This is a genomic window from Melioribacter sp. Ez-97 (genome assembly GCF_051488665.1).
Classification (GTDB): domain Bacteria; phylum Bacteroidota; class Ignavibacteria; order Ignavibacteriales; family Melioribacteraceae; genus Melioribacter.
Map to the genome: position 1 here is coordinate 17,434 of NZ_JBPSEG010000015.1, position 24,941 is coordinate 42,374.

At 41.2% G+C, this 24,941-nt stretch carries 21 protein-coding genes; 4 read left to right on the plus strand and 17 right to left on the minus strand.

Going from position 1 to position 24,941, the window contains the following annotated elements; translation table 11 throughout:
• Nucleotides 1–21: 21 nt before the first annotated feature.
• The 11 genes from ACSSWA_RS13480 to dnaA form a co-directional block, all read right to left on the minus strand.
• Entirely contained in the window at nucleotides 22–2,853 is a 2,832-nt protein-coding gene (locus tag ACSSWA_RS13480) for a S8 family serine peptidase (protein ID WP_437357074.1), read from the minus strand.
• Nucleotides 2,854–2,994: 141 nt separating this feature from the next.
• The gene (gene arsM / locus ACSSWA_RS13485; RefSeq protein WP_437357075.1) at nucleotides 2,995–3,795 is read right to left on the minus strand and encodes an arsenite methyltransferase; all 801 of its coding nucleotides are present in this window, start codon (nucleotides 3,793–3,795) and stop codon (nucleotides 2,995–2,997) included.
• A gap of 15 nt (nucleotides 3,796–3,810) precedes the next feature.
• Nucleotides 3,811–4,128: an ArsR/SmtB family transcription factor gene (locus ACSSWA_RS13490; protein ID WP_437357076.1), complete on the minus strand. Its 318-nt coding sequence runs from the start codon at nucleotides 4,126–4,128 to the stop codon at nucleotides 3,811–3,813.
• Between the two features lie 217 nt (nucleotides 4,129–4,345).
• On the minus strand, nucleotides 4,346–6,181 hold the full coding sequence (locus ACSSWA_RS13495; RefSeq protein WP_437357077.1) for a M1 family metallopeptidase: 1,836 nt from the start codon (nucleotides 6,179–6,181) through the stop codon (nucleotides 4,346–4,348).
• A gap of 95 nt (nucleotides 6,182–6,276) precedes the next feature.
• Nucleotides 6,277–8,715 carry a DNA gyrase subunit A gene (gene gyrA / locus ACSSWA_RS13500; RefSeq protein ID WP_437357078.1) on the minus strand — a complete coding sequence of 813 codons (2,439 nt, stop codon included), beginning with the start codon at nucleotides 8,713–8,715 and terminating at the stop codon, nucleotides 6,277–6,279.
• Between the two features lie 37 nt (nucleotides 8,716–8,752).
• Nucleotides 8,753–9,748 (minus strand): magnesium transporter, encoded by a 996-nt coding sequence (locus ACSSWA_RS13505; RefSeq protein WP_437357079.1) that lies wholly within the window; start codon nucleotides 9,746–9,748, stop codon nucleotides 8,753–8,755.
• The gene (gene gyrB, locus ACSSWA_RS13510; protein WP_437357080.1) at nucleotides 9,748–11,736 is read right to left on the minus strand and encodes a DNA topoisomerase (ATP-hydrolyzing) subunit B; all 1,989 of its coding nucleotides are present in this window, start codon (nucleotides 11,734–11,736) and stop codon (nucleotides 9,748–9,750) included. The genes ACSSWA_RS13505 and gyrB overlap by 1 nt, the downstream gene beginning before the upstream one ends.
• A gap of 4 nt (nucleotides 11,737–11,740) precedes the next feature.
• Complete coding sequence (locus ACSSWA_RS13515; RefSeq protein ID WP_437357081.1) at nucleotides 11,741–12,037, minus strand: DUF721 domain-containing protein; 297 nt, start codon at nucleotides 12,035–12,037, stop codon at nucleotides 11,741–11,743.
• Nucleotides 12,012–13,112: a DNA replication/repair protein RecF gene (recF, locus tag ACSSWA_RS13520; RefSeq protein ID WP_437357082.1), complete on the minus strand. Its 1,101-nt coding sequence runs from the start codon at nucleotides 13,110–13,112 to the stop codon at nucleotides 12,012–12,014. The genes ACSSWA_RS13515 and recF overlap by 26 nt, the downstream gene beginning before the upstream one ends.
• A gap of 1 nt (nucleotide 13,113) precedes the next feature.
• A complete protein-coding gene (dnaN, locus tag ACSSWA_RS13525) occupies nucleotides 13,114–14,235 on the minus strand; it encodes a DNA polymerase III subunit beta (protein ID WP_437357083.1) in 1,122 nt (373 codons plus the stop codon).
• A gap of 303 nt (nucleotides 14,236–14,538) precedes the next feature.
• The gene (dnaA, locus tag ACSSWA_RS13530; protein WP_437357084.1) at nucleotides 14,539–15,951 is read right to left on the minus strand and encodes a chromosomal replication initiator protein DnaA; all 1,413 of its coding nucleotides are present in this window, start codon (nucleotides 15,949–15,951) and stop codon (nucleotides 14,539–14,541) included.
• Between the two features lie 389 nt (nucleotides 15,952–16,340).
• Between dnaA and ACSSWA_RS13535 the strand changes: the two genes are divergently transcribed.
• Both ACSSWA_RS13535 and ACSSWA_RS13540 read left to right on the plus strand, forming a co-directional pair.
• Nucleotides 16,341–17,318 carry an asparaginase gene (locus ACSSWA_RS13535; RefSeq protein ID WP_437357085.1) on the plus strand — a complete coding sequence of 326 codons (978 nt, stop codon included), beginning with the start codon at nucleotides 16,341–16,343 and terminating at the stop codon, nucleotides 17,316–17,318.
• A complete protein-coding gene (locus ACSSWA_RS13540; protein WP_437357086.1) occupies nucleotides 17,311–17,847 on the plus strand; it encodes a hypothetical protein in 537 nt (178 codons plus the stop codon). The genes ACSSWA_RS13535 and ACSSWA_RS13540 overlap by 8 nt, the downstream gene beginning before the upstream one ends.
• On the opposite strand, the gene ACSSWA_RS13545 is transcribed toward ACSSWA_RS13540, so the two are convergent.
• The 6 genes from ACSSWA_RS13545 to ACSSWA_RS13570 all read right to left on the minus strand — a co-directional run bounded on the left by ACSSWA_RS13545 (nucleotide 17,840) and on the right by ACSSWA_RS13570 (nucleotide 23,729).
• Nucleotides 17,840–19,138, minus strand: a complete 1,299-nt coding sequence (locus tag ACSSWA_RS13545; protein WP_437357087.1) for a sodium:proton antiporter — start codon at nucleotides 19,136–19,138, stop codon at nucleotides 17,840–17,842. The genes ACSSWA_RS13540 and ACSSWA_RS13545 overlap by 8 nt on opposite strands.
• Nucleotides 19,139–19,251: 113 nt before the next feature.
• The gene (locus ACSSWA_RS13550; protein WP_437357088.1) at nucleotides 19,252–19,671 is read right to left on the minus strand and encodes an MFS transporter; all 420 of its coding nucleotides are present in this window, start codon (nucleotides 19,669–19,671) and stop codon (nucleotides 19,252–19,254) included.
• Nucleotides 19,672–19,685: 14 nt separating this feature from the next.
• On the minus strand, nucleotides 19,686–20,498 hold the full coding sequence (locus ACSSWA_RS13555) for a hypothetical protein (protein ID WP_437357089.1): 813 nt from the start codon (nucleotides 20,496–20,498) through the stop codon (nucleotides 19,686–19,688).
• Entirely contained in the window at nucleotides 20,461–20,862 is a 402-nt protein-coding gene (locus ACSSWA_RS13560) for a NifB/NifX family molybdenum-iron cluster-binding protein (protein ID WP_437357090.1), read from the minus strand. Before ACSSWA_RS13560 ends, ACSSWA_RS13555 begins: the two co-directional genes overlap by 38 nt.
• A gap of 18 nt (nucleotides 20,863–20,880) precedes the next feature.
• The gene (locus ACSSWA_RS13565; protein ID WP_437357091.1) at nucleotides 20,881–22,749 is read right to left on the minus strand and encodes an NAD(P)/FAD-dependent oxidoreductase; all 1,869 of its coding nucleotides are present in this window, start codon (nucleotides 22,747–22,749) and stop codon (nucleotides 20,881–20,883) included.
• A 65-nt stretch (nucleotides 22,750–22,814) separates the two neighbouring features.
• Nucleotides 22,815–23,729, minus strand: a complete 915-nt coding sequence (locus ACSSWA_RS13570) for a patatin-like phospholipase family protein (RefSeq protein ID WP_437357092.1) — start codon at nucleotides 23,727–23,729, stop codon at nucleotides 22,815–22,817.
• A 213-nt stretch (nucleotides 23,730–23,942) separates the two neighbouring features.
• On the opposite strand from ACSSWA_RS13570, the gene ACSSWA_RS13575 reads away from it, so the two are divergent.
• Complete coding sequence (locus ACSSWA_RS13575; RefSeq protein ID WP_437357093.1) at nucleotides 23,943–24,323, plus strand: hypothetical protein; 381 nt, start codon at nucleotides 23,943–23,945, stop codon at nucleotides 24,321–24,323.
• Between the two features lie 178 nt (nucleotides 24,324–24,501).
• Nucleotides 24,502–24,924 (plus strand): MerR family transcriptional regulator, encoded by a 423-nt coding sequence (locus ACSSWA_RS13580; protein ID WP_437357094.1) that lies wholly within the window; start codon nucleotides 24,502–24,504, stop codon nucleotides 24,922–24,924.
• Nucleotides 24,925–24,941 lie beyond the last annotated feature (17 nt).

The following is a 24,941-nucleotide window of genomic DNA, read 5'->3' on the forward strand; positions in this document are numbered from 1 at the left end:
GGGCGCATAGCCCGCTTTTTTTTATTTGGCAAATATCATTTTCTTCACTATAAAATTATTTCCCGCTTTCAAAGTATAAAAATAAATTCCGCTGGAAAGTTTATGTTTTTCCGCAGAGAATTCCAGACTGTAGCTTCCCGCTTCTTTCACTTCGTTTACAAGAACAGCTGCTTCCCTGCCGAGTAAATCGTAAACTTTTATAGTAACAAAATTCCGCTCCGGAATTTCATACCTTATAATCGTCGAGGGATTAAAAGGATTCGGGTAGTTCTGGGAAAGATTGTAAGTATATGAAACGGGACTCTCGTTCACCGTTGTAATTAATTGATTGTATTTATTTCGCGCCGCTTGAACAGACGCGCGGAGCTCTTCGAGACTTTCGCCGGCTGCAATTACGAAAGGTATTTTTACTTCGCCGCCGGCTATTAAATCGTGCGGTCCGGATGAAACAACCATTGAAACGTCTGCCGGTCCGATCGTCTTTTTAATTACTCCGCCTGTCAATGAACTCCATTTTTCTTTTTTCGTAAAACCGTTTTCGTCGAAGAGCATTACGGCGCCGGTATCGGCTGAATTTTCGATCGGATAAAATCCGAGTTTACTATCGTCGCCAAGCAGACCGATCCCGACATACGTATCAAGTATCGAATCGTTTTCGCAATAAACATACCCGAAACGCCCTTCTTCGTCGAAATCGACTATATCAATATCGGGTATTTCGGCTGGCATATCCCAGTCGAAAAAGTATCCTGCATAAAGACCGTTAATGTCCGCTCCGCTTTGATTGATCAACTTGTTTACGAGAATTATGTAGCCGTCGTCCGGAGCGCTTGAAAATCCGTAAGAAGTAAGTTCCGTTTTAATTCCGAGAGCGCCCTGCCCGAATCCCGAATCGTCAAACGCCGTCTTTCCGATTTGATTATTATTTTCATCTGTTGTGATACGAACCTTTTCCAACAGATTGAAATCTTCATTCTGAAAAAAATCGTTCCTTGCGGCGTCCATCACTTTTGTCGAAGATGAGCCGTACATAAAAGCTCCTTCGAACAATAGATTGTCGCCGTTCTTAAAAACAAATCCTCTCCCTTCCTGGTTGTCGGGATAGTCGTTAAAACCAAGCGTGCCTTTGCTTGTTATAGTCATTACGATTTTATTGGCGTCGTGCGTAGCATAAGTCGGATTTACTCTTACCGAAAACCATTGATAGTCTTCGTATGAATCGCCTTCGTATTTAATCATAATATCGACGGTATGATTAAACGGCGAATTCTCGGATATTACAAATCTGAACAACGACGAAGAGTTGTCCGCTGTATCCAGCGTGTTCATTGCGGGCAGATTAAATTCTTTATTTTCAAGAATAATTGCGTCGTCGTCGGACATCAGATAAACTTTTGTTTGCGGCGACGGGTCGAGATAATTTGTAAACCGGATTCTGATGTTTACGGCTTCTCCGGATTCGAAGAGTCCGTTGCCGTTGCCGTCTTCAATAAAGTCGATTTTAGTGGCTCTGATTGAATAAAGAGTTGTATCCTTAACCGCGTTAAATGCGTCTAACTTACCTCCGCCGAGCAGATATTGATGCTGAGGCAAACCGTTTTTAACAGGAACGCTCGAGGCTCTTATTCTTTCCGCAATTTGAAGAGGAGTATAATTCATAAATCTGGCGGCTACGAGTCCCGCCACTCCTGCGGCGTGCGGAGAAGCCATTGAAGAGCCGCTTATTGAACGGTAAATCGAATCGGCGCCGGAATACGTTGGCCAGGTGGAATAAATAAAAGAGCCGGGCGCCATTACGTCGACCTGAGTGCCGTAATTGGAACCAGAATTAGAACCATAAGTGGCTTTCTCTCCTTTTTCGTTGAGCCAGCCGACGGATAAAACGCCTTCGTAGCTAGCCGGGTAAAAAAGATTTGAACTGTTTTCGTTGCCTGCCGCCGCAATTATAACTACTCCGTTTTCAACCGCATAGTCGATAATTTCTTTTTCGTAACGCGAATATCCGTATCCGCCCCAGCTGCAATTGATTATTTTGGCGCCGTTGTCAACAGCCCATTTAATACCTTCGAATCCGTACCATACAAACGGATAACCGCTTGCGTCGCGTTTGTCGCTGCGCGATACTTTTACGGGCATAATGGTACAATTATATCCAACGCCTGCAATTCCAATCGAATTGTTCGTAACCGCCGACGCTATTCCCGCCACATGAGTTCCGTGATACGAATTTCTGCCGTCCGGCGGAATGTCTTCCCGCGGATCGTCGTCCGGTCTGCCGTTTAATCCTCCGAAATCGGTTCCGACCAAATTGCCGTTTGAGTCGAATAATATGTTTGCTTTCAAATCGGGATGATTCCAGTCGACTCCCGTATCGATAATTGCAATTATAATCGAAGTATCGCCTTTGGAAATATCCCACGCTTTTTCTGCGGAAATCATTCCGATGTTGTACTGCCTGCCCGCATTAAAAAGCGAGTCATTCGGAACAACTGTAACTCTCCTGATTAACTTCGGTTCAGCCCATTCAACTTCTTTCATTTTATTCAACTTAGCCGAAACTTCGTAGGGGTCTTTATTGTCGCCGGTTGTTATTATATAAATCGATTCGAATCGGTCGGCGCCTTTTCTCAATGCGTTTTTGCTTTGAGGGAAAGCCTTTGCAATCGCATTTGCTTTAATGGATTTATTTTCGATTTCTCTTTTGAACTCGCTAATGTCCGTATTAGCGTTTTTTAATTTAACCACAATCGTATTGCTCAAATAATAAATATTGTCGCGCACTTTAATTTCGTCCTGAGGAAAGACCGTCGCGGCAACAAAAAGGAAAATTATAATTCTTAGAATCGATTTCATATTACACTCCGGTTTAAACCGAATTTAAACAAAAAGCAGTTACTGCAATAATAACAATTTATCCGGACTTTCGGTTCTTGGCGGGAAGATAAAATTGCCCGCGGTTATGCGGGCATCATTAAGCAATAAACGAAATGAAATTTATTTATTGGCGGTTACCGTAACGCTCAGGAGTCCTACGGCGCTCTTTTTGAAATTCGCAATCTCTTGTTCGCTCAGATATTTCCGCAAAAGTTCATCCGGCAATTCGATTTTTTTGGAAGTTTTGATTTCTATATTCTTAAAGCCGGCATATTCGATAATTCCAAGATATTCATTTTCCGGAATCGCTCCCGAAACACAACCGGCATAAAGTTCCGCCGATTTTTTAAATTCTTCCGTCATTTCGCCAGTCGAGACTATGTCCGAAACGCAGAAATGCGCGCCCGGTTTTAGTATTCTGTAAATTTCGGCAAAAGCCTTTCTTTTGTCCGGCACAAGATTTAATACACAGTTGCTTATAACGACGTCCGCACTATTATCTTCAAGCGGAATATTTTCGATATCGCCGAGCTTAAAGAACACGTTATCATAGCCGAGCTTAGATTTATTTGTCTCCGCTTTCCGGATCATTTCTTCGGTCATATCGATTCCGATGACTTTTCCTTTAGCGCCGACAATAGCGCGCGCTACAAAAGCGTCGTTTCCCGCGCCGCTGCCGAGATCGACAACAACATCTCCCTCTTTAATAACGGCGTATTTCGTAGGAATTCCGCATCCCAAACCGAGGTCTGCGTCGGGCACATATCCGGCTTCGCCCGTGTAATCGTCCTGGAGATTCGAATAATCGGTATCGTCAGAACAGCATGAGCTTTTGCCGCAACATGATTCCGGATCATTTTTAACTACTATTTTAGCGTATTTTTCTTTAACAATTTTTTTGAGTTCGTTTTGATTTTCCATATCGATTCTCCTTTCTCAGCAACATCCCGTTGCGGAAAATAATTTATCAAATTGTTTTTTAGCTCGCTGCAATGTTTTTTTATTCACGCAATAGCAGATTTTAGGACCGTCGATTTCGCCCTCGATAAGTCCGACTCGTTTCAGTTCTTTCAAATGTTGTGAAACCGTCGACTGAGCCAGAGGCAAACGCTCAACGATACTGCCTACCATGCACGAATCCATCTTGTTGAGAAACTTAAGAATTTTCAGGCGCGCCGGATGCGACAACGCTTTTGCCACCTCCGCCAGCCAAACTTCTTCGTCGTCGAATTTTTCTTTCTTCGAATAAGCCATTATTCCTCCAATCGTTAATCGTAAATATACGATAAATATTTTAAAAGTCAATTTTGTTTTTCTGTTTCTATTCCGGAATCATTTGAAAATTTTTTAATGCGGGGCTGACAAAAACTTGTCTATTATTTTGATAGCCGCTAAAAATTTGCCGGCAGGTTTCACAGGCGCGGCTTTACTTGCCGCGCCATACAGAAACTTTATTGAAGGTTGTCGTAAATCATTTCAGCGAAAATTTGTTGTCCGAGTCGTCAACGTCGGGTATTTGAGGCGTTCCAAGCAAAAGCTCTTCCGGTTTTTTGCATTTAATTTCGAGTTTAAGCTCTCCGGGTTTTCCTTTCCAGATGTCTGCCTGCGCCTCGAAAATCTTTTCTTTAACTTCATCGTTTTTTACAAATAAAACCACGGGAAGAGGCAAACCTCCTTTGTTCTCAACTTCCACAAAAAGATATCCGTCTTTGGCTTCCGCTTTTTTAATAGACAGATCCGGATATTTGAATTCGAAGAACCACGGTTTAAAAAACCAATCGAGGTCTTCGCCGCTTGCATCTTCGAAGGTATTAAAGAAATCGTAAGGAGTCGGATGTTTCCCGTTCCAGCGTTTGATGTATTCGTGCAAACAAGCTTTGAATTTTTCCTTGCCCATGAATTTCATCATAAAATCGTATGCGGCGCCCGGTCTGGCGTAAGAAGCAATTCTGTAGGTAATGCCTCTCAGTTGAGAAGACGGAATTATCGGCGGCAGGTCGTTGTCTCGACCGCCGTATTGCGAGTATCCTTCAGCATTCCGTTGTCTGGGGTCGTATCCCGGCGCATTTGATTCCTGAAAATCGAACGGAAGCATTGTTGCCCAGCCTTCGTCCATCCAGGCATATTTCCGCTCGTTGATTCCCATATAAAACGGCATGTACGTATGCGCAATTTCGTGCGATGTTAAATGAACCGTTCCTCTCAGATTGTCTAACGACGAGTCGTTGCACATCATCGGAAATTCCATGCCGCCTCTGCCGTTAAAAACCGTCATAACCGGATAAGGATATTTAATTCCCGGTAACTCTTCAGAAAAATAGATAATCGATTTGCGCGCCACTTCTGCAACGTTATAAAATCCTTTCGATTCGGGATTGTAAGCCGCCGAAATTAAAACGCCCTGCCACGACGAAGCATCCCACAAATAATGGTCGCTCATTGCAAAAGCAAAGTCGGGTATCGATTCCGATCTGAATCTGTACGTTATTTTATCGCTCTTTTTAGTTACGTTACCCAGATCCTCTTCGCTAATAATATGTATGATTTCATCGGAGGAATTTGCCCGTTTGTACTTATCGAGGATTTTTTCTTCGAACACTTCATCGGGATTCGATAATTTGCCCGAAGCCCAAACCACAAAGTTTTGAGGAACAGTAATGTCGACTTCATAATTACCGAAATCGTTGTAAGTTTCCGTATGTCCCGTATAATCGTTCGTATCCCAGCCGTCGATATCGTCGTAAACCGCAATTTGCGGAAACCAATAAGCCACAAAAAACGAAGTGGAATCATACGCGCCCATTCGAATTTGCGATTCTCCCGGAATGTTGACTTCCCAGTTGAAATAGATCTCCGCCTTTGTTCCCGGCAATAATTTTTCATTAAGCGGAATGATCAATTTGGTTCCGGTAATGTGAGGTTTTTCCCTGTCTCGAGTAATTTCGATTTCCGAGCCGTTCAATTTCGCCTTTGAAATTATCATGCCTTCATTAACGGCGTCGGGCGATATTTCGAAATCCCTTGCGTTTCCTTTTCGATATAAATCCCCAAGCAATTTTACAACTATCATATCGAGCGTGTCGGGACTGTTGTTGTAATAAGCAACGGTTTCTTCCGCTCTAATTCTTTTTTCCGAAGGTATTACTTCGGCGATGATTTTGTAATCGCTTTTATTTTGCCAGTAGTTCCGTCCCGGTCTGCCGTCATAAGACCTGGTTTGTTTTTCGTATGCCTGTTTGAAATTAATTGTGAGAGGTTGAGAAAGCAAAATTACCGGGATAAAGAGAAAGAAAGCCAGCTTTTTCATTTTTACGCCCTGAGTAATATTAATGAAAATCCAATTTAGGAGAGAAAATCGAAAGAAACAAACGGGCGGCGGATTTTCCCGCCGCCCTCTATTAACTATTCTTCTCCGTTTTCTTCTGGAATTACTCTTGCTATATCGGCAATTTCGTCGCCTTCGTTCAGTTTTATTAGCCGGACTCCCTGTGTGTTTCTGCCCATAACTCTGATATCTTTCACCGACTGACGAATTACCATTCCTTTTGTAGTAATAATAACCAGCTCGTCAGAGTCGTTCACTTCTTTCATGGCGATCATCTTGCCGTTCTTTTCGGAGGTTTTAATTGTAATAATGCCTTTGCCGCCTCTTCGCGTCAAACGATAGTCGTCCAGTTCGGAACGTTTGCCGTATCCTTTGTTGGTAACAACGAGGAGCGTAGATGCGTTTCTAACCACAATCATTCCGATGACTTTATCGTCTTTGGCAAGATTGATGCCCCGCACTCCCGTGGCGGTTCTGCCCATATCGCGCACGTCTTTTTCGTTGAAACGGATAGCCATGCCGTTCCGCGTGCCGATAATAATGTCGTTATTGCCGTCGCTCAATTTCGCTTCGACGAGATTGTCGCCTTCAACAAGATTGATTGCATTAATACCGCCGCGGCGAATGTTTGAATACGCGGAAAGTACTGTCTTTTTAACAGTGCCTTTTTCTGTAACCATTACGACATATTTGTCGTCGCTGAATTCTTTAACTGCTACGAATGCGGCGATTTTTTCTTCTTTCGATTTTTCGATAAGATTAAGAATAGACCTGCCCTTAGCCGTTCTTCCTCCTTCGGGAATCTCGTGCACTTTGAGCCAATAACATTTACCTCTGTCGGTAAAGAACATAATGTAGTGGTGAGTGGAAGCGACGAACATATGTTCAATGAAATCTTCGTCTTTAGTGCCGGCTCCGGTAACTCCTTTGCCGCCTCTGGACTGGCGTCTGTATCCGCTGACGGGAAATCTTTTTATAAATCCTCTGTGGGAAATAGTTACTACAACGTCTTCTTCCGCAATAATATCCTCGAGCGAAAAATCTTTATAATCGTAAATTATTTCCGTTCTTCTGTCGTCGCCGTATCTTTCTTTCAGAGCCAGAAGTTCTTCTTTTATTATTTGTTTTCTCTTCTTTTCGCTGGCGAGAATGCCTTTAAGTTTTTCGATTAATTTAATTGTTTCTTTGTATTCGTCTTCAATCTTTTTGCGTTCAAGACCGGTAAGGCGCTGCAATCTCATATCGAGAATCGCTTTAGCCTGGATTTCGGAAAGCTTGAACTTTCGCATTAAGTTGCGCTTGGCGGTTTCGACGTCGCGCGATTTTTTAATTGTCTCTATAACTTCGTCGATATTGTCGAGAGCAATTATGTATCCTTCGAGAATATGAGCTCTTCTTTCGGCGGCGTCGAGTTCGAATTTGGTTCTTCTGATAAGAACGTCCATACGATGGTCGAGGAAATGTTCCATCGTTTGTTTGAGAGTCAGAACTTTCGGCACTCCGTTAACGAGCGCAAGCATTATAACGCCGAAAGTAACCTGCATTTGCGTATGCTTAAAGAGCTGATTCAACGTGACCGCTGGCTGACCGTCTCTTTTCATTTCGATGACGATTCTCATGCCGTCTCGGTCGGATTCGTCGCGTATGTTCGAAATACCTTCGATCTTTTGATTTCTTACCAGGTCGGCTATTTTTTCAATGAGTGACGCTTTGTTTACCTGATAAGGCAGTTCAGTTATTACGATGTTTTCTCTGTCGTTTTTGAGAGTTTCAATATTAGCCTTGGCTCGAATAACAATTTTACCGCGCCCCGTCAAATATGCTTCCCGAACGCCTTCGTAACCGTATATAATGCCGCCGGTCGGAAAATCGGGAGCTTTAATGTGCTTCATTATATCTTCGGGCGTAATTTTCGGATTATCAATCAAAGCCACCAATCCGTCGATAACTTCCGAAAGATTATGAGGCGGAATGTTTGTAGCCATTCCGACGGCAATTCCGCTAGCGCCGTTTACAAGCAGATTCGGCAAGTATGCGGGCAATACCGACGGTTCCTGAAGCGTGTCGTCAAAATTAGGAACGAAGTCAACTGTATTTTTGTCGAGGTCTCTCAACATTTCTTCCGATATACGAGCCAGGCGCGCCTCGGTATAACGCATTGCCGCAGGACTGTCGCCGTCGATCGATCCGAAGTTACCCTGTCCGTCTACCAACGGATATCGCAACGAAAAATCCTGGACCATTCTAACCATAGTATCGTAAACTGCGCTGTCGCCGTGCGGGTGATATTTACCTAAAACTTCTCCGACGATACGGGCGGATTTTTTGTACGGTTTATTGTATGTTAATCCCAATTCGTGCATACCGAATAATACTCTACGATGCACCGGTTTCAATCCGTCTCTTACATCGGGCAATGCCCGCGCCACTATAACGCTCATTGCATAATCGATGTAAGACGACTTCATTTCTTCTTCTAATGATACAGGTACTATTTTTTCGAATATAGTGCTCATTTTTCCAGTCTGTATTAATTAATTATTAATTTCTTATTTATTCCAAAATTAAAGTTGCCGAACCGAGGTAAAACAGTATTGTTCCGATATCGGTAAGAGCAAGAGTTACCGGACCGGCGGAAATTTTCGGGTCTAATTTTGTTCTGTGTAAAATTGCGGGTACGCTTATTCCCCAGAAAGCCGCAAGCAATTCCACTATTACAATACTAAAACTTACAACGAACGCCGCCGTAAAATCGTTTTTCCATGCGGATATTACGATAAAGACTAAAAACGCGCAACTTAATCCCAGCAGAAACGCCGTTTTCATTTCTTTGGTAATCGATTTTAAATACCATTCTTTTGTCGGACGATTGGTATGAAGCGCCTGAATGGCTACAGTCATCGATTGTATACTGATGCTTTCGCCAAGACCAAGAACGAGAGTAATAAAAAACGCTATAACAATGCTCTCGGCCAAAGTGGCTTCGAACAATCCCGCAAGAATGGCGCAAATTGTTCCGCTGACAATTGTTGTAACGAGCCAGGGAAATCGATATCTCCAGGCTTTAAGCGGCGTAGCGTTTTTAATTTCCTCGATTGTAAAACCGATGGTTTCAAAGATGTCGCTCATTCTGTGGCGTTCTTCGATATCCGGTTCGATTTCGAGCAATTCCTCGGTAAACAAATTAACGTCGACTATCCCGATTATTTTATTCTCTTTGTCGACTACGGGCAGCGCCAAAAATTTATAAGTAACAAAAAACTCGCAAGCGTCGTAGACAGTTGAATTATCCGGCAGCGCAGCTACGCGCTTAATCATAATATCTTTAATTATTGTATTTCTCGAAGCCGTCAGCAATCGCCTTGTGGGAAGTACGCCCACCAGCCGTTCTTCTTCGTCGACCACATAAAAATAGACAATCCTTTCCCCGATTCCTTCGGTGCGGATTTTCTCCAGAGCCTCCTCTATCGTCAGATTCTGATTCAGCGCCGTATAGTCGTACCTGACGTATTCCTTAACGGGATGATTGTATTTATGATGTTTCGACATTAAACGTCCAGATTAGCGTACTTAGCGTGTTTTTCAATAAACTCCCTGCGCGGCTCGACGGCGTCGCCCATAAGAGTTTCGAATATTTTATCCGCCGCAGCGGCGCTTTCGAGATTTACCTGAAGAATAGTTCTCGTTTCGGGATTCATCGTAGTTTGCCATAATTGTTCGGGATTCATTTCGCCCAAACCTTTATATCTCGAAATAACAATGCCTTTCATTTGTTTTTGAGTTTGCTCTTCTCCTTCTTCGACTTCGGAAACTTCTTCCTCTTCTTTTCCTTTGGCGTCACCTTTCAAGCGTTTCAAAATGGCGTCGCGTTCCTCGTCGTCGTAAGCGTAAAATTCTTCTTTTCCTTTTTTGATTTTATAGAGCGGCGGCTGGGCAATAAAAACTTTACCCTGATTGATCAAATCCTTCATGTGACGATAGAAGAATGTAAGAAGAAGGGTTCTGATGTGGCTTCCGTCGACGTCGGCGTCTGTCATTAAAATTATTTTACCGTAACGCGATTTTGACGCGTCGAAATCCTCGCCTATTCCCGCACCGATAGCCGATATAATCGCCTGTATTTCTTGATTCTCGAGTATCTTATTAATTTTCGCTTTTTCTACGTTTATAATTTTTCCTTTAATCGGAAGAATAGCCTGAAATCTTCTGTCGCGTCCCTGTTTTGCTGAACCGCCTGCGGAATCGCCTTCGACGATATAAATTTCACAATGCTCAGGATCGTTAATAGAGCAGTCGGCTAATTTGCCGGGCAGATTCAGAGAATCGAGAGCGTTTTTTCTTCTGATCAATTCCCGGGCTTTTCTGGCGGCTTCGCGCGCTTCAGCCGCTTTAACGCTTTTCTCTATTATCTTTTTTGCCACCGAAGGATTTTCCTCAAGATATTCGGCGAGCTTTTCCCCGACAATCGATTCGACTATCGATTTTACTTCGCTGTTTCCAAGTTTTGTTTTTGTTTGCCCTTCGAATTGCGGTTCCATAACTTTTACGGAAATTACCGCTGTGAGTCCTTCTTTAAAGTCATCGCCAGTTAAAGAAATTTTGCTGTTTTCTTTAATAAGCTTGTTTTTATAGGCGTAGTTATTAAACGTTCTCGTAAGCGCAGTTCTAAAACCTACGAGGTGCGTACCGCCTTCAATGGTATTAATGTTATTAACATAAGTATGGACGTTTTCGCTGTACGAATCGCTGTATTCAAACGCAACTTCGACGGGCGTTCCCTCTTTTTCTCCTTCGATATAAATAGGCTTGTGAAGCGGATTGCGCTGTTCGTCGAGATATTTTACAAAGTCGATAAGTCCGCCCTTAAAATGATATTTTTCTTCGATGCCTTCATTCTCGTCGATCAAAATCATAGTAACATTCTTATTCAAGTAAGCGAGTTCTCTCAGACGTTCTGCTACTATCTCGTATTTGAATTTTACCGTTTTGAATATTTCCTTATCGGGCTTGAAAGTAATTTTAGTGCCGGATTTGCCTTTTTTATACGTTCCCGCTTCTTTAACCGGTCCTTGAGGAACGCCTCTTTTGTATTCCTGCGTGTAGATTTTTCCGTCTCTTCTGACTTCTACTTTGAGCCATTCAGACAGGGCGTTAACAACCGACACGCCTACGCCGTGCAGACCGCCCGACACTTTGTAAGTATTTTTATCGAACTTTCCGCCTGCGTGCAAAACCGTCATTACCACTTCGAGCGCGGATTTCTTTTCGACAGGATGGATATCCACAGGAATGCCGCGTCCAAAATCTTCCACTGTAACGCTGTGGTCTTTGTGTATAGTTACGATAACAGTGTCGTTAAATCCGGCAAGCGCCTCGTCTATACTGTTGTCTACAACCTCGTTAATAAGGTGATGCAGACCGCGCGAGCCTACGTCGCCTATATACATTGCGGGTCGTTTTCGTACCGCTTCGAGTCCTTTTAATATGTTAATATTTTTGGCTGTGTATTCGCCGCTTTGAACCGTGTTGTTTTTCATATTTTTATATCAGTTTGATTGTTTTTAAAATCTGTTTATTAAAAAACTTATTAATCTTTTCGGTAATCTGTTTTCTGTACAAAAAGAGTTCGCTTTTCCAAACCGAGTTTTCCACTTTTATGTAAAGCACCTTGTCTTCTACTTTTTTCGGTACGGCTATTTTTTTAAGTTCGGGAAATATCGTATAAAACTCTTCCACTACGTCGTACGATTCCGCAATTTCTCTGATGTCATTAAATTCTTCCAGCGCTATAATCTGACTAATACTCTTAACGTCAGTTGACGACTTTTGCTTTGCCATTTTCCACCGTAATCAATCTGTTGTCGTTGTTCAGTTCTTCGTAGTAAGTAAGATCCGTCATCGTAATAAATGCCTGTCCTATTTCCGAGAGATAGCCGCTTATTTTTTCTGCGCGGTATTTATCGAGTTCGCCGAACACGTCGTCCATCAAAAATACAGGCGTTCTGTTCAATCTTTCCTTTATGTAAAAAAATTGAGCGAATTTCAGGGCAATCTGAAAAGTTTTGTGTTGACCCTGCGATCCGTATTTTTTCAGTTCCTTTTCGTTGATTGAAAATATTAAGTCGTCACGGTGAGGTCCGATTAAATTAACGCCTCTCCTTATTTCGTCTTCTTTTGCCGAGTCGATTTGCGTTCTGAATATTTCAGCAATGTTTTCTTCCGGAGCGCAAAGCGTTGAATAATTTATGTGCGGTGTTTCAATATCACCCATAATATAACGATACGTTTGCTTAAGGTACTCGTTGAATTCCGATACGAATTTAATTCTTTGTTCGATGATTTGCGTTCCTTTGAGAATCAGCGATTCCGTCCAGGCTTCAAGCTGATCGTAAAGATTAATATTTCTGTTTTCCCTTATCTGCGATAAAAGGTTAGAGCGTTGTCTCAAAATCTTATTGTATTCAATGTATGCGCTCAAGTAAGAATGACTTAATTGAGACAGAGTGGAGTCGACAAATTTTCTTCTGTCCGAAGGCGAACCCTGAGTAAGAAGGTGGTCTGACTGAATAAGAGTCACTATCGGAAATTTGCCTATTATTTCGGCGGAATTCGGGATTATTTTTTCGTCGAGATAATAGTATTTCCTCATTGAATAGTAATTCAAACGAACCGAATGAACAGCCAAATCCTCAATCACTCCTTTAATTTCCATAAATTGCCTGCCAAAAGTAACAGTATCGGAATCGGATGAAGACAAAAGATTCTTAGTGGTGCACAGGTAGTAAATCGCTTCTAATACGGATGTTTTTCCCTGACCGTTTCCTCCTACCAGGAAATTTAATTTATTGGAAAATTCTACCGATGTGTCTTCATGCAGCCTGAAATTGCGCAAGTTAATATTTCTAAGGATCATCTTATGTATTCAAACGTACGGGCATCAACAGCATCATCAAATCTGTATTTTCTTTTTGTTCCACCGGTTCGATAATTACCGCTTTGGTAGGGGAATGCAGTTTAAATATTATCTCATCGTAATCCGACAGATGACTTAAAATATCGTTTATATATGTGGAATTGAAACCGATATCCATTTTCTCGCCCTGGTATTCGCATTTTACTTCTTCTTCTCCCGCTGCGCCGATATCGATATCTTCCGCAGAAATAATAATTCGTTCCGAATCGATCGAAAATTTGACTCTCCTGGTTGTGCTTGTAGTAAAAAGCATCATTCTTTTAATCGACTCGAGCAATTCATTTGTTTTAACTCTGAGCGCATATTCGTTTTCCAGAGGAATTACGCTCTTGTACTCGGGATACTTTTGGGCAATCAATCGCGTTATTAATTCCATGTCGTTCAGCTTGAACGATACGTAACTGTTGGTAAAATAAACTTTCAGTTCTTTTTCGTCCAAAACTTTGGATAAAACGGAAACGGCGCGTTCCGGAACCACATATTGCTTGTTAATATCCGCTTTGATGTTTTTCTTCAAATAATTTACGAGACGATGTCCGTCCGTAGTTACAAATCTCAATCCTTCGTCGCAAAATTCGAAAAGCGTTCCCATCATTGCGGGTCTAATTTCCTCTTTGCTCATTGCAAAAGCCGTTTTGTCGAATGCGCTTTTCAAATCGTGACCGTCAATCGATATTTCATAAACGTCGTTGCTCGTGTTAATGGTGGGAATTTCAGGGAACTCGTCCGCGTCGATATAGCTTAATGTATACTTGCCTTTTTCCGTAGTTATTTCAAGACGTTTGTTGCTGTTAATTTTGAAATGAACTGTCGTGTCCTTCAGGGATTTAATAATGTCGTAGAACAACCGGGCAGGAATAACTATTTTTACGTTTTCATCCGAAGCGATATTCAAAAAGGACTTCAGAGATATTTCCAGATCGGTTGCATAAACAGTCAGCACCCCGTTCTCAACTTCAAGCAGAAGATTTTCAAGTATCTGCATCGGCGTTCTTGTGGGCACTGCGGGAATGATTTTGGCAAGTAGCTTTTCGAGCTCTTTACTGTTCGCTTTGAATTCCATAAATTATCTCCACCTTTCAGCAAAAAATAATAAAATATAGAGAGATTTACAATTTTATTTTAGCCTTATCCACACACGTTATTATTATGTTTTTAGAGTATTATTATATGAATAAAATAACAAAAACAATAAGATTGTTAATATGTTGATAAGCGTTAAAAAAACGATAAACTGAACAAAAAAGAAGAAAATAAAAATAGTCGAATGTTGATAACCGGTAGAAAAAAACGAGATATCAAAACGATGTTTATAAAATGAAATAATCCACAAATAAAAAACAGCGAGTCAACAAGTTATCCACACCTAAGCGGCGCTCATTTCGATCTTATTTTTCAGACTTTCAATGATTTCTTTAACGTTGCTGTCCTTCTCAATCATATGCTCCATAGTATTATAAGCGTGAATAACGGTAGAATGATCGCGTCCGCCGAAATGCAGACCGATTGTTTTCAGAGAAGATTTTGTCAAAGTTTTGGAAAGATACATCGCTATCTGACGCGCCAGTACGATTTCTTTTTTGCGGTTTTTCTCGCGCACTTTATTTTCGTCCACTTTAAAATAATCGCAGACTACTTTTGTGATATAATCGATGGAAATCGATACCTGTTTGTTGGTAGAAACCTCTTTTACGATTTTCTTAACCAGATTGAAATCGATTTCTTTCGAATTCAGGGAAGAAGTAGCGAGAAGTTTAATAAGGCAGCCTTCCAGCTCTCTGATGTTGGATGTAATGTTGTGCGCTATATATTCGTAGATGTCGTTAGAGAGTTCCAGTCCGAAGCTTTCGCTTTTGTTTTTCAGAATAGCCACGCGTGTTTCGAAATCCGGCGGTTGTATGTCTGCCGTAAGTCCCCAGGAAAATCTCGATATTAATCGTTCGTTCAGGCCTTTCAATTCTTTCGGAGGCTTGTCGCTCGAAAGAACAATCTGTTTACCGCTTTGATGCAGTGTGTTGAATATCTGGAAAAACAGGTCTAATGTTTTTTCTTTGCCTACGAGAAATTGTATATCGTCGATAATAAGCGTGTCCATTCCTTTATAAAAAGCGGAAAATTCGTTGACTCGGTCGGATTGGATTGCTTCCACAAATTCGACCGTAAACGCGTCCGAAGAAAGGTAAATAACTTTCTTCTTCGAATCTTTTTCCAAAATTTTATTTCCGATGGCGTGCATAAGATGGGTTTTCCCGAGACCGACGCCGCCGTAAATGAAAAGGGGATTGAAAGAAGTTTGACCGGGATTGTCCGCTACAGCCAAAGCTGCGGCGCGGGCAAGTTGATTTCCCTCTCCCTTTATAAAATTATCAAAAGTATAGCGCGGATTCAGAAAAGATTCGAATTCGCTTTTTTTCTCTTCGACTACGGCAACCGATTCGTTTTTTTTCTCGTTAGCCGGTTCTTTAAATTCTTCGAGCGGGTCGTTTTCTTCGTAGACGATATAAACAAGTTTGCCGTCGGGACCCAGCACCTGGTTGACGGTTTTGTTAATCAACGTATTATAATGCTCTTCGATCCACTCTACAAAAAAGTTATTAGGTACGAAAATTTTAAGAGTGTTGTTTTCCAGTTCGTGCGGCTTAATAGGTAAAAACCAAGTGTTATACGTAATATAAGGTACGTTTTCTTTAATTATGCTTAAGCATTCTTTCCAGATATCTTTGGCGTTTTTTTCGGTTTCAATCTTTTCGGTATTTAGAGCAGATTGATTTAATTCCATATCACTTATCCACAATTAGATTAATGAAAAAATTGAGAATATTAATTGTTTGTTAAGAAATTATAAAGAGCAAACACAAAAATTCCACAAATTATTCACATTAAATAAACTCTATAACTCATTGAATTAAAATACGTTATCGAATTTATTCTAAAATAACGAACAAAAATTAACGTAAAAGTTGATAAAATCACCCTTGCAAAAGAAGTGTGAAACGTTTCACACAAACAACTTATCAACAAGTTATCAACACACGATTTCGGTTCCTTAACCGAGCGTGAAAATATGAGTTGCAGACGATAAGAGCAAATTAATTTTAAAATCTTTTTCACTTTTCTTTTAGGAAGAGTCAATTTATTTTGAATTGCGAAAAAAAACGGAGAAAGCAAGTGAAAAAAATTTTGATAATTTTTACGGGCGGCACCTTTTCGATGAAGATCGACAGGGAAACGAATTCGGCTGTGCCGTATTACCACGGCGAAGAGTTGCTTAAAATAATTCCGGAAGCGGATAAAAAAGCCAATATATTCGTCTATGAATTCGGCAATTATCCCGGTCCGCATATGACTCCGGAGTTAATGCTCGAATTGTCGGAAATAGTAAAAAAGCATATTAATCGAGACGATATCGACGGAATCATAATTACGCACGGAACCGATACATTGGAAGAGACCGCATATTTTCTCGATCTTACGGTAAAAACGGAAAAACCGATAGTAGTAATTGGCGCTATGAAAACGAGTTCGGAGCCGGATTGGGACGGACCGAAGAATCTGCTCGACGCTATATCGATTATTAACAATCCCAACAGCAAGAATATGGGAGCGCTTGTTTGTTTGAACGGCGAAATAAACGCCGCAAGCGAAGTTACGAAAACCCACACCGAAGATATCGAAACATTCCACAGTCTCGATTTCGGTTCGCTCGGATTTGTAGAAAACGACAGGGTGATTTTTAATCGTCTGCCGAGGAAACTGGAAACGTTCGAAACAACGAAAATCAATTCAAACGTAGACCTGATTAAAGTATATGCGGGAATGGACGAAAAATTTTTCAAATTTTCAGCCGACAGCGGCGCAGACGGTCTTGTGGTCGAAGCAATGGGCGTAGGCAACGTGCCTCCTAAAGCGTTCGAAGGAATTAAATACGTTCTTGATAAAGGAATCCCGGTAGTCCTGGTTTCCAGATGTCCAGCCGGCGAAACTCTAGATATCTACGGCTACGAGGGAGCCGGAAAGTGGCTGAAAAAAGCGGGCGTTATTTTTGCCGATTATTTGAACGGGCAAAAAGCCAGAATAAAATTGATTGTTTGTCTCGGCATTACGAACGACACCGAAAAATTAAGGTCGATGTTCGAAGATGAATAAAAATCTAACAGGCAAATGGATACCATCGCTGTTTTTTATACCGGCGGTCATATACCTTATTTATAACCACGGAAGGGTTTTTCTCCTGGACGAGCTGAATTTATTGATACACGAGGGCGGACACGGTGTCTTTGCAATCTTCGGTAAGTTTGTCTATACCTTAGGCGGAACGCTTATGCAAATTATCATTCCGTCGCTTTTTATTTTTTATTATTACAAAGAAAAAAAATATAATGCCGCGAGAATCTTTATGTTGTGGCTCGGACAGAATTTAATTAACATCAGCGTCTATGTTGCGGACGCCTCGGAAAAAAAATTGAGACTACTAGGAGGGAATAATGTTTACCACGATTGGAATTATATGCTTGGCGAGTTGAAATTGCTCGAGTACGACAAAACAATCGGCGCTCTATTTTACGTATTGGCAATACTTGTATTTATTTATGTAGTTATTATGCCCTTGTTTATCCGGGAAAACAAACGGCTGTCCCCCGAAGAAGAGGACAGCCTTGATAAAATGATCAGATGAAAATCAATTGAATAAGTATAAATACCGGCAGGAGAATAATCAGAGAGAATTTATACATATAAGCGAAAAAGCTCGGCATTTTAATATTATTTTCCTCTGCGACGGCTTTTACCATAAAGTTAGGACCGTTGCCGATGTAAGTCATACTTCCGAACAACACGGCAGCCACCGAAATTGCTTTCAACAACTCTTCCGGAATTCCGGCAACTAAATTGCCGCTTTCAATACCGAGTCCCAGCGCCAGCGAATGAAACGTTACGGCAGTTGGAGTATTGTCGAGGAAACTGCTGAGCGCTCCTGTGTAATAGTAAAATTGATGAGCCAGCGATACGCCCAGTTGATGAGCGTTTGTTTCGAGGTACAAAAGCGCGGGAACCATCGTTATGAAAATTCCGAGGAAAAGATAGGCTACTTCTTTAATCGGTTCCCATGTAAAGTTATTCGATTGACGTGTGAGTTTTGGAGTAAAAAGGAGAGAAAGAACAGCCATACCGAGAATAACGGCTTCGCGGATGAATTTATAGTATTCATTTTCCTTTATAAAATGAAGATATTGTTCATTGAGAAAAGCGACAGACAAAACTACGCCGATCAGCCATACAAAATTCAATTTGCCTTCGAGCCTGATGGGTCTTTGATTTTCTTTGTCTCTTTTTAATGCTTTTTGAGGTTCCTTTTTATGATAATAACTGTCCACAATAAAATAAATTATTATCAGCAACAGATTTGAAAAAAGCCATTCGGGAACCAAATTGAAAAACCAGGTAAAAGGAGCGCCGCGCAGATACATCATAAACAAGGGAGGATCCCCTAAAGGAGTAAGCAATCCGCCGCAATTGGCGACGATCGCAATGAAAAACAAGATTGTATGCACTTTGAAACTTCTTTCTTTATTCGTTTGAATTACAGGACGAATCAATAACATAGCGGCGCCGGTTGTTCCCATAAAGGAAGCCAATATTGCGCCGATACCCAAGAAAATTGAATTGACTTTCGGAGTCGCTTCGATATCTCCGGATAAATAAATGCCTCCCGTAATTGTAAATAAGGCTCCCAATAAAATAATAAACGGAATGTAGTCGAAGACCATAATTTCCATCAATTCATGGGAAAGACCGGCGGAAAGAAGATAAATAGTCGTGGGAATACTCAAAATTACTGCTATAATAAGTTTATTTCGATTGTTTTCCCAGAAATGTTCCCAAAAAAGGGGGAAGATGGCAATAGACAGAAGCATCAAAGCAAAAGGAATTATGCTTAAAAGCGGGATTGATACATGATGTGTTTCCATTTCAACAACCAGTTTAGTTGAACAAAATTACGCAAAACTATCATTTTCAGATGATTTTATCAACTTTTATAAAGCTTTAACCGTATTTATTAATATAAACTTTAAGAATCAAATTAATAATTTAAGTCAACAGGACAAACAATCTTTTTTATTAGAAGAAAAGAAAAGGCGGAGAATAGAGACGAAACAATAAATATATACGAAATATCGACGTTGTGTAATAGGGCGCCGATTACTATCGGAGCTATCATTGAAGATAAATTAAGAGATCCGAAAACGCCGAGATAGAGCGCTCTGTTTTCTTCTTTTGCAATTTCGATAATTGCCCCTTCCTGTATAATCTTCCACGACGCGACAGCCCCGCCAATAACGAAAAACAAAGCGTAGAAATATCCGATAGAATTAATCAATAAAGACAACAGCGGAATCGTCGTCAGGAGCGCTATGCTTATTTTCATCATGCCTTTGTATGAATAACGAGTTAATACTTTTTTCCAGATATAACTTGAAGAAATCATTCCCGAAATCTGCAACAGAAGAAAATTGCCTATTTCGTTCTGGGTAATAGGAAAAGAATTTTTATATGACCGATTAAAAAAGGAATAGTAACAAAAGAAAAGCCGGCAAGATTGGATATCAGTATCAATCCGCGCAGAGTTTTGTTGTTTCTTATTTCTCCGATTACGCTCTTTAGCAATTCCATCTTCTTTTTGATGATTACGCGCGACGGTTTTTCTTTTATCGTCCAGAAGCCTGCAGAAGCTATAAAAAGGAAGGAGGCGGCGCTGAAAAATGCCGTTTGATAATTACGAGGATATTCGAGTTCGCTCAACAAAAATTTTGCTAAAAATGCCGAAGACAGAACGCCGGCTCCCGCAATAAATTGTTTGGTTGCGAAAAATGTTTTTCGTTTCGACGTTTCGAAACTTTTTCCTACAATATCTCCGTATGAAATTCCCGCAAACGCTCCGCTTATTGAAAAGAGGAACATCCAGAAAAGAATAAGAAAAATGAAAGAGTCTGCCGAAATCCGGTCGATAAGATAAATCGATAAAGCGGCTCCTGCAAAGGCGGAAACCCGTAAATAAATGCCCGTAAGAAGAAACTTCTTTTTGTATTTTTTCCCGCTCAATAAAACAGCAAAGAGCAATTGCGACAAAAGCGGAACGCCGATCATTATCGAAGCGAGATATCCTACTTCGGTTTGAGCGCCGCCGGCAAAAAGAATCAATGCCGGCATTACAGTATTTTTATCGGCAAATGCCTCGGCAAGCGCCAACCAGAAAGCATGCCAAATCAATGAAAAAAAATTTCTTTTTTCATTAATGAGAGTGTCTGCCGTAACCGTAGCCTTCGCCATGACCTTGTTTTCCGCCGTGTCCGATACTCCTCTTTGCAGTCGGTTCTTTCAGCATTTCGAGTTTACCGTTCAATAAATTGTCGATTGCCTCTTTAACGGACATTTTTCTTGCAAGGTAAACGCTGCTTCGTGGAGTATTAATCATTTCAAAAGCATGAGGACCGATATTGCCGACAATAAAAGCTTGGGCGCCCATTTCCAGAAATTTTTCAAGGTTCTCGTGATTGTGTCCTTCGACATCGTTGGCAAAGCTTTCGAAAGAATTCGTATCGCTGTCGTAAAAAATATAATATGCGGCATGACCGAATCTCTTTGCCACCGGGCTTTCCAATCTATTTCCGTCCGAACCGATTATTATTTTCATGACTTTCCTCCTTTTTAATTAAAGTTCTTTTGCCGTAAAATAGCCGCTTTGAATAGCGGAAACGGCGTCGCCTGTTTTATCCGCGTCCCCGATAAGATAATAGGGAATTTTACCATCGAGTTTTTCCGCAAGCGAAGTATCCGGTTTCATACCGGCGGCAACCACACAAATGTCTATCTCTTTAATAACTGTTTCTGCTCCGTTCTTATCAGATATAAAAATTTCATTTCCGGTGCATCGGGTTACTTTAGAGCCGGTAAAAATACGCGCGCCGCCATTTTTTAGTTTGAGCATGTTTAATTTTTTTGTTATTAATTCCATGTCGCGCGCTAATTCGTCGAGCATTTCTACAATTGTAACAGTGTTGTTGAAGTCGATAAGAGCCGAAGCAATTTCTACTCCAATTGATCCGCCGCCGATAATCAATACGTTTTTGTTTTTCGGAGGATCCAAAAGAATTTCAGCCCAGTTGAAATTTTTCATCCCTTCGATTTCTGGAATAAAAGGCTTTGAACCGGTAGCGATTATTACGCCGTCGTATTTTCCGATTAAATCTTCCGGCGTTGCTTCTTTATAGATTACCGAAACGGCGCTGTCGTTAATTTCGTCGAGATAATATTCGATTTGTTTTTGCAAAGATATTTTGCCCGGAGGAAGCGGAGCGTAATTAAATTGACCGCCGAGTTTTTCTTTTTCAAACAGAGTAACTTTGTGACCACGTTTATCGAGAGTAAGAGCAGCTTCCATCCCTGCCAAACCGCCGCCTACAACGGCATAATGTTTTTTCGACGGGGCGGGAGTTATAATTTCGGATTCTCTGCCGACTGTGGGGTTTATTTCGCATTGCAAAGTTTTGCCGATTTTTATTCTTCCCAGGCATCCGGTTAAACAGGCGCTGCAGGGACGGATTCGCTCGTCGATAAGGTTTAAATATTTTCCCGCAAAATCCGGATCGGCTATAAGAGCGCGTCCGATTGCAACATAATCCGCTAAACCGGAATCGAGAATGGCGTCGATATCCCGCGGCTCGTTTATTTGTCCTACTGCAATAACCGGAATTGAAACGCTCTCTTTTATTTTTTTCGATAATTCCCAGTTCTTTCCTTTTGGAATGAAATGATGCTGGTAATACCACGGCGGACTCATGCATACGTTCCCCGAAGTTACATGAATTGCATCGATTTTTTCCTGTTCGAGCGCTTTTGCAATACGAATCGTCTCGTCTGTTTTTATTCCGCCCTCGTACATTTCGTCTCCGCTAATCCGCGCTATTACCGGAATTGCAAGGTTCTCTTTAAGAAGTCGAAGGATTTCGAGTCCGAACCGCATTCGATTTTCCAAGCTGCCGCCGTATTGATCGGTTCGTTTATTCGATTCGGGGGAAAGGAATTGAGCTATCAGATAACCGAGACCGAATTGAAGTTCTATTATATCGTAACCGGCTTTTTCGGCTCTTAAAGCGGCGTTTAAATATTGATTTTGTACTTCAACTATTTCTTCGATTGTAAGAGCTTTCGGTTTTTTGCCTCCGTTGGGGCATTGAATATCCGATGCCGAAAGATAGATATTGCCTTCGAGTTTGGGATTTGCCATTCTGCCGGGATGATTTATATGAGCTGCTGCGAGAGCTCCGTTTTTATGAACGGCTTCAATTAATTTTTTATGCCCTTCAATTTTATCGTCCGAATCGATACCGATTTGAGTCGGAAGTTCTCTCACTCTTCGATCGATATAAAACGGTTCGAATATAACAGCCGCCACGTGACGGGAGCGTCGTTCCCAGAAGGCAATGTGCCGGTCTGTAATTTTGCCGCTGCCGTCGCCGTAACCGGTTTTGACTGCGGACATGAATAGTCTGTTTCTTAATTTAGGAAGCGCCATATTCATTTTTTTTATCCGGTTAGATGCGCTTTTGAGGAATATGATTCGATAAGAAAAATTTTAGAGAGGAGTCAGGCTCTTTTCAACAGTCTCATTAATTTGAATAACCAGAGAGTAAGCGGAAAACGATTGACCAGTTTTTTTATTTCATAAAGGTTCTCAACTGCGGCAAGCTCTCCGGCTTTAATAATTTCGCCTGCGCGCTCGAAATCCGCCCACGATAAATTTTTAATGTCGGGATGTATAATCAGGTCGGCTTCCTGCAGCTTCAAGAGAGCCAGATGATAAGATGTAATATCTTCGGTACGGTAAAGCAGGTCGATAATATTGTAGGGAACTCTGGAATATTTCAATTGCCGCATAACGTCGACGGCAAGAACTCTGTCGGCGCCGAGCTCTTTTAATTTTGTGGCGGGAACGGTTTCCGAAGTATAACCGTCTACGAGCAAGTAATCTTGATATCTGACCGGAGGAAAAATTCCGGGAATTGCCGAGCTGGCTCTTATAGCTGTACGGAGCGACCCGCTTGTAAAATTTATTTCTTCTCCGCTGATAAGGTCTGTCGCCACAGCGGAAAATTTCAGTTTCAAATTTTCGATCGGAACGTCGGGAATAATGCCGAACATTTCTTCGGCTTCTTCCTCTTCGAAATAAGATAAACTCGAAAGAGACTTAAACGCTTTGAAACGGACTTCGATAAAATCGAAAAGTTGTTCCAGAAAATTTTTGTCGAGCCCGCCTTTCGATTCGCTTAATTTCGATATGCCGAGTTCCTTGAATTTCGGATTGTTCAATACGCTTTCAATAAAACTTTCAACTTCGTCGATATTGCCGTAGTAGGCATAGAGTCCGCCGATTATTGCGCCCATACTGCAGCCGGTTATAGAATGAATTATAATCTTATTTTTTTCGAGCGTTCTAAGAACGCCGATGTGCGCAAGACCGCGGGCTCCTCCGCCCCCAAGCGCTATTCCTAACTTCGACACGCCTTCCCCAAAAAAGTTATTGTAAATGCAAAAATAGAATAATATTTTTATATGCGGGCGGAAAAATTTAACAAGAAACATTTCATCAAAAAATTTCGTAGACGAAAAAGCTTTATTGCGGACAGAATCGGAAAAACGCGGAGGATGTATCAGAAAAAGTTTTGGAATGTAAATTCCTTGCGGCAAAAAAGAAAAATCTAAAGCGGGGGCAAAATGATTACATATCAAATCAAAACGGAAATATCAGACGGAGTCGAATTCGTTCACACCGAAATAGAAGGCATTATGAATGTCGAAAGCAGAAACAAGGCTGCTCTCGAAACGATTAAGTTTATGAGAGAAAAGAAGATTAACAGAGTTTTGTGGGATATAAGAAACGCAAAACTCGATTATACTCTCATTGGCAGTCATATGATAGTGACAAATCTCGACAAACTCGGAGTTACGGAAAAAGATCGGATTGCCGTACTCTATGAGCTCGACAAAGAGCAGCACGAGCACTCGAAAAACGTTGCCCTCAACAGAGGAATTTTTAACCTCTCCTACTTTACCGACTTCAACGAAGCGCTTAAATGGCTTATCTCGGGAAAATAGAACAATAAGACAACAAGACTTATATGTTTTTATTTCTGAGATTTTCCGCGCTTTCCTTTCCCGCCTTTGAAAAACTTCCTGTACTTGAAACCGTATAACATTCCCAAAACCTAATATTGTTTATTGGCAGGAAAGTTGATATTAGTTAATATCAACAATTATGACATGAAAGAATGTTATGGATGAACCTAAATATACAATAAGCATGGCGGCAAAACTTTCCGGTATTTCAGTGCATACTTTAAGAATGTACGAACGGGAAGGTCTCATAATCCCTTTTAAGAAGTCCAGCAATCAACGTCTTTATACCGACAGGGATATCGAAAGAATCGGTTGCATTCGGAGCACAATAAACGAAGACAAAATTAATATCGAAGGCATAAGGCGCGTTCTTGCATTAATTCCTTGCTGGGCTATTGTTAAATGTAGCGAAGAAGACAGAAAAGAATGCGTTGCTTATTCCGGTCATACAAAACCGTGCTGGATGATTAATCATAAAGACAATTACTGCTCGGGACGGGATTGCCGTCAATGCGAAGTTTATAAATCCTACGGGAACTGCGCATCGATCAAAAACAAATTAAAAGAATTATTAAAATAAATTATTCGGGAGAACGG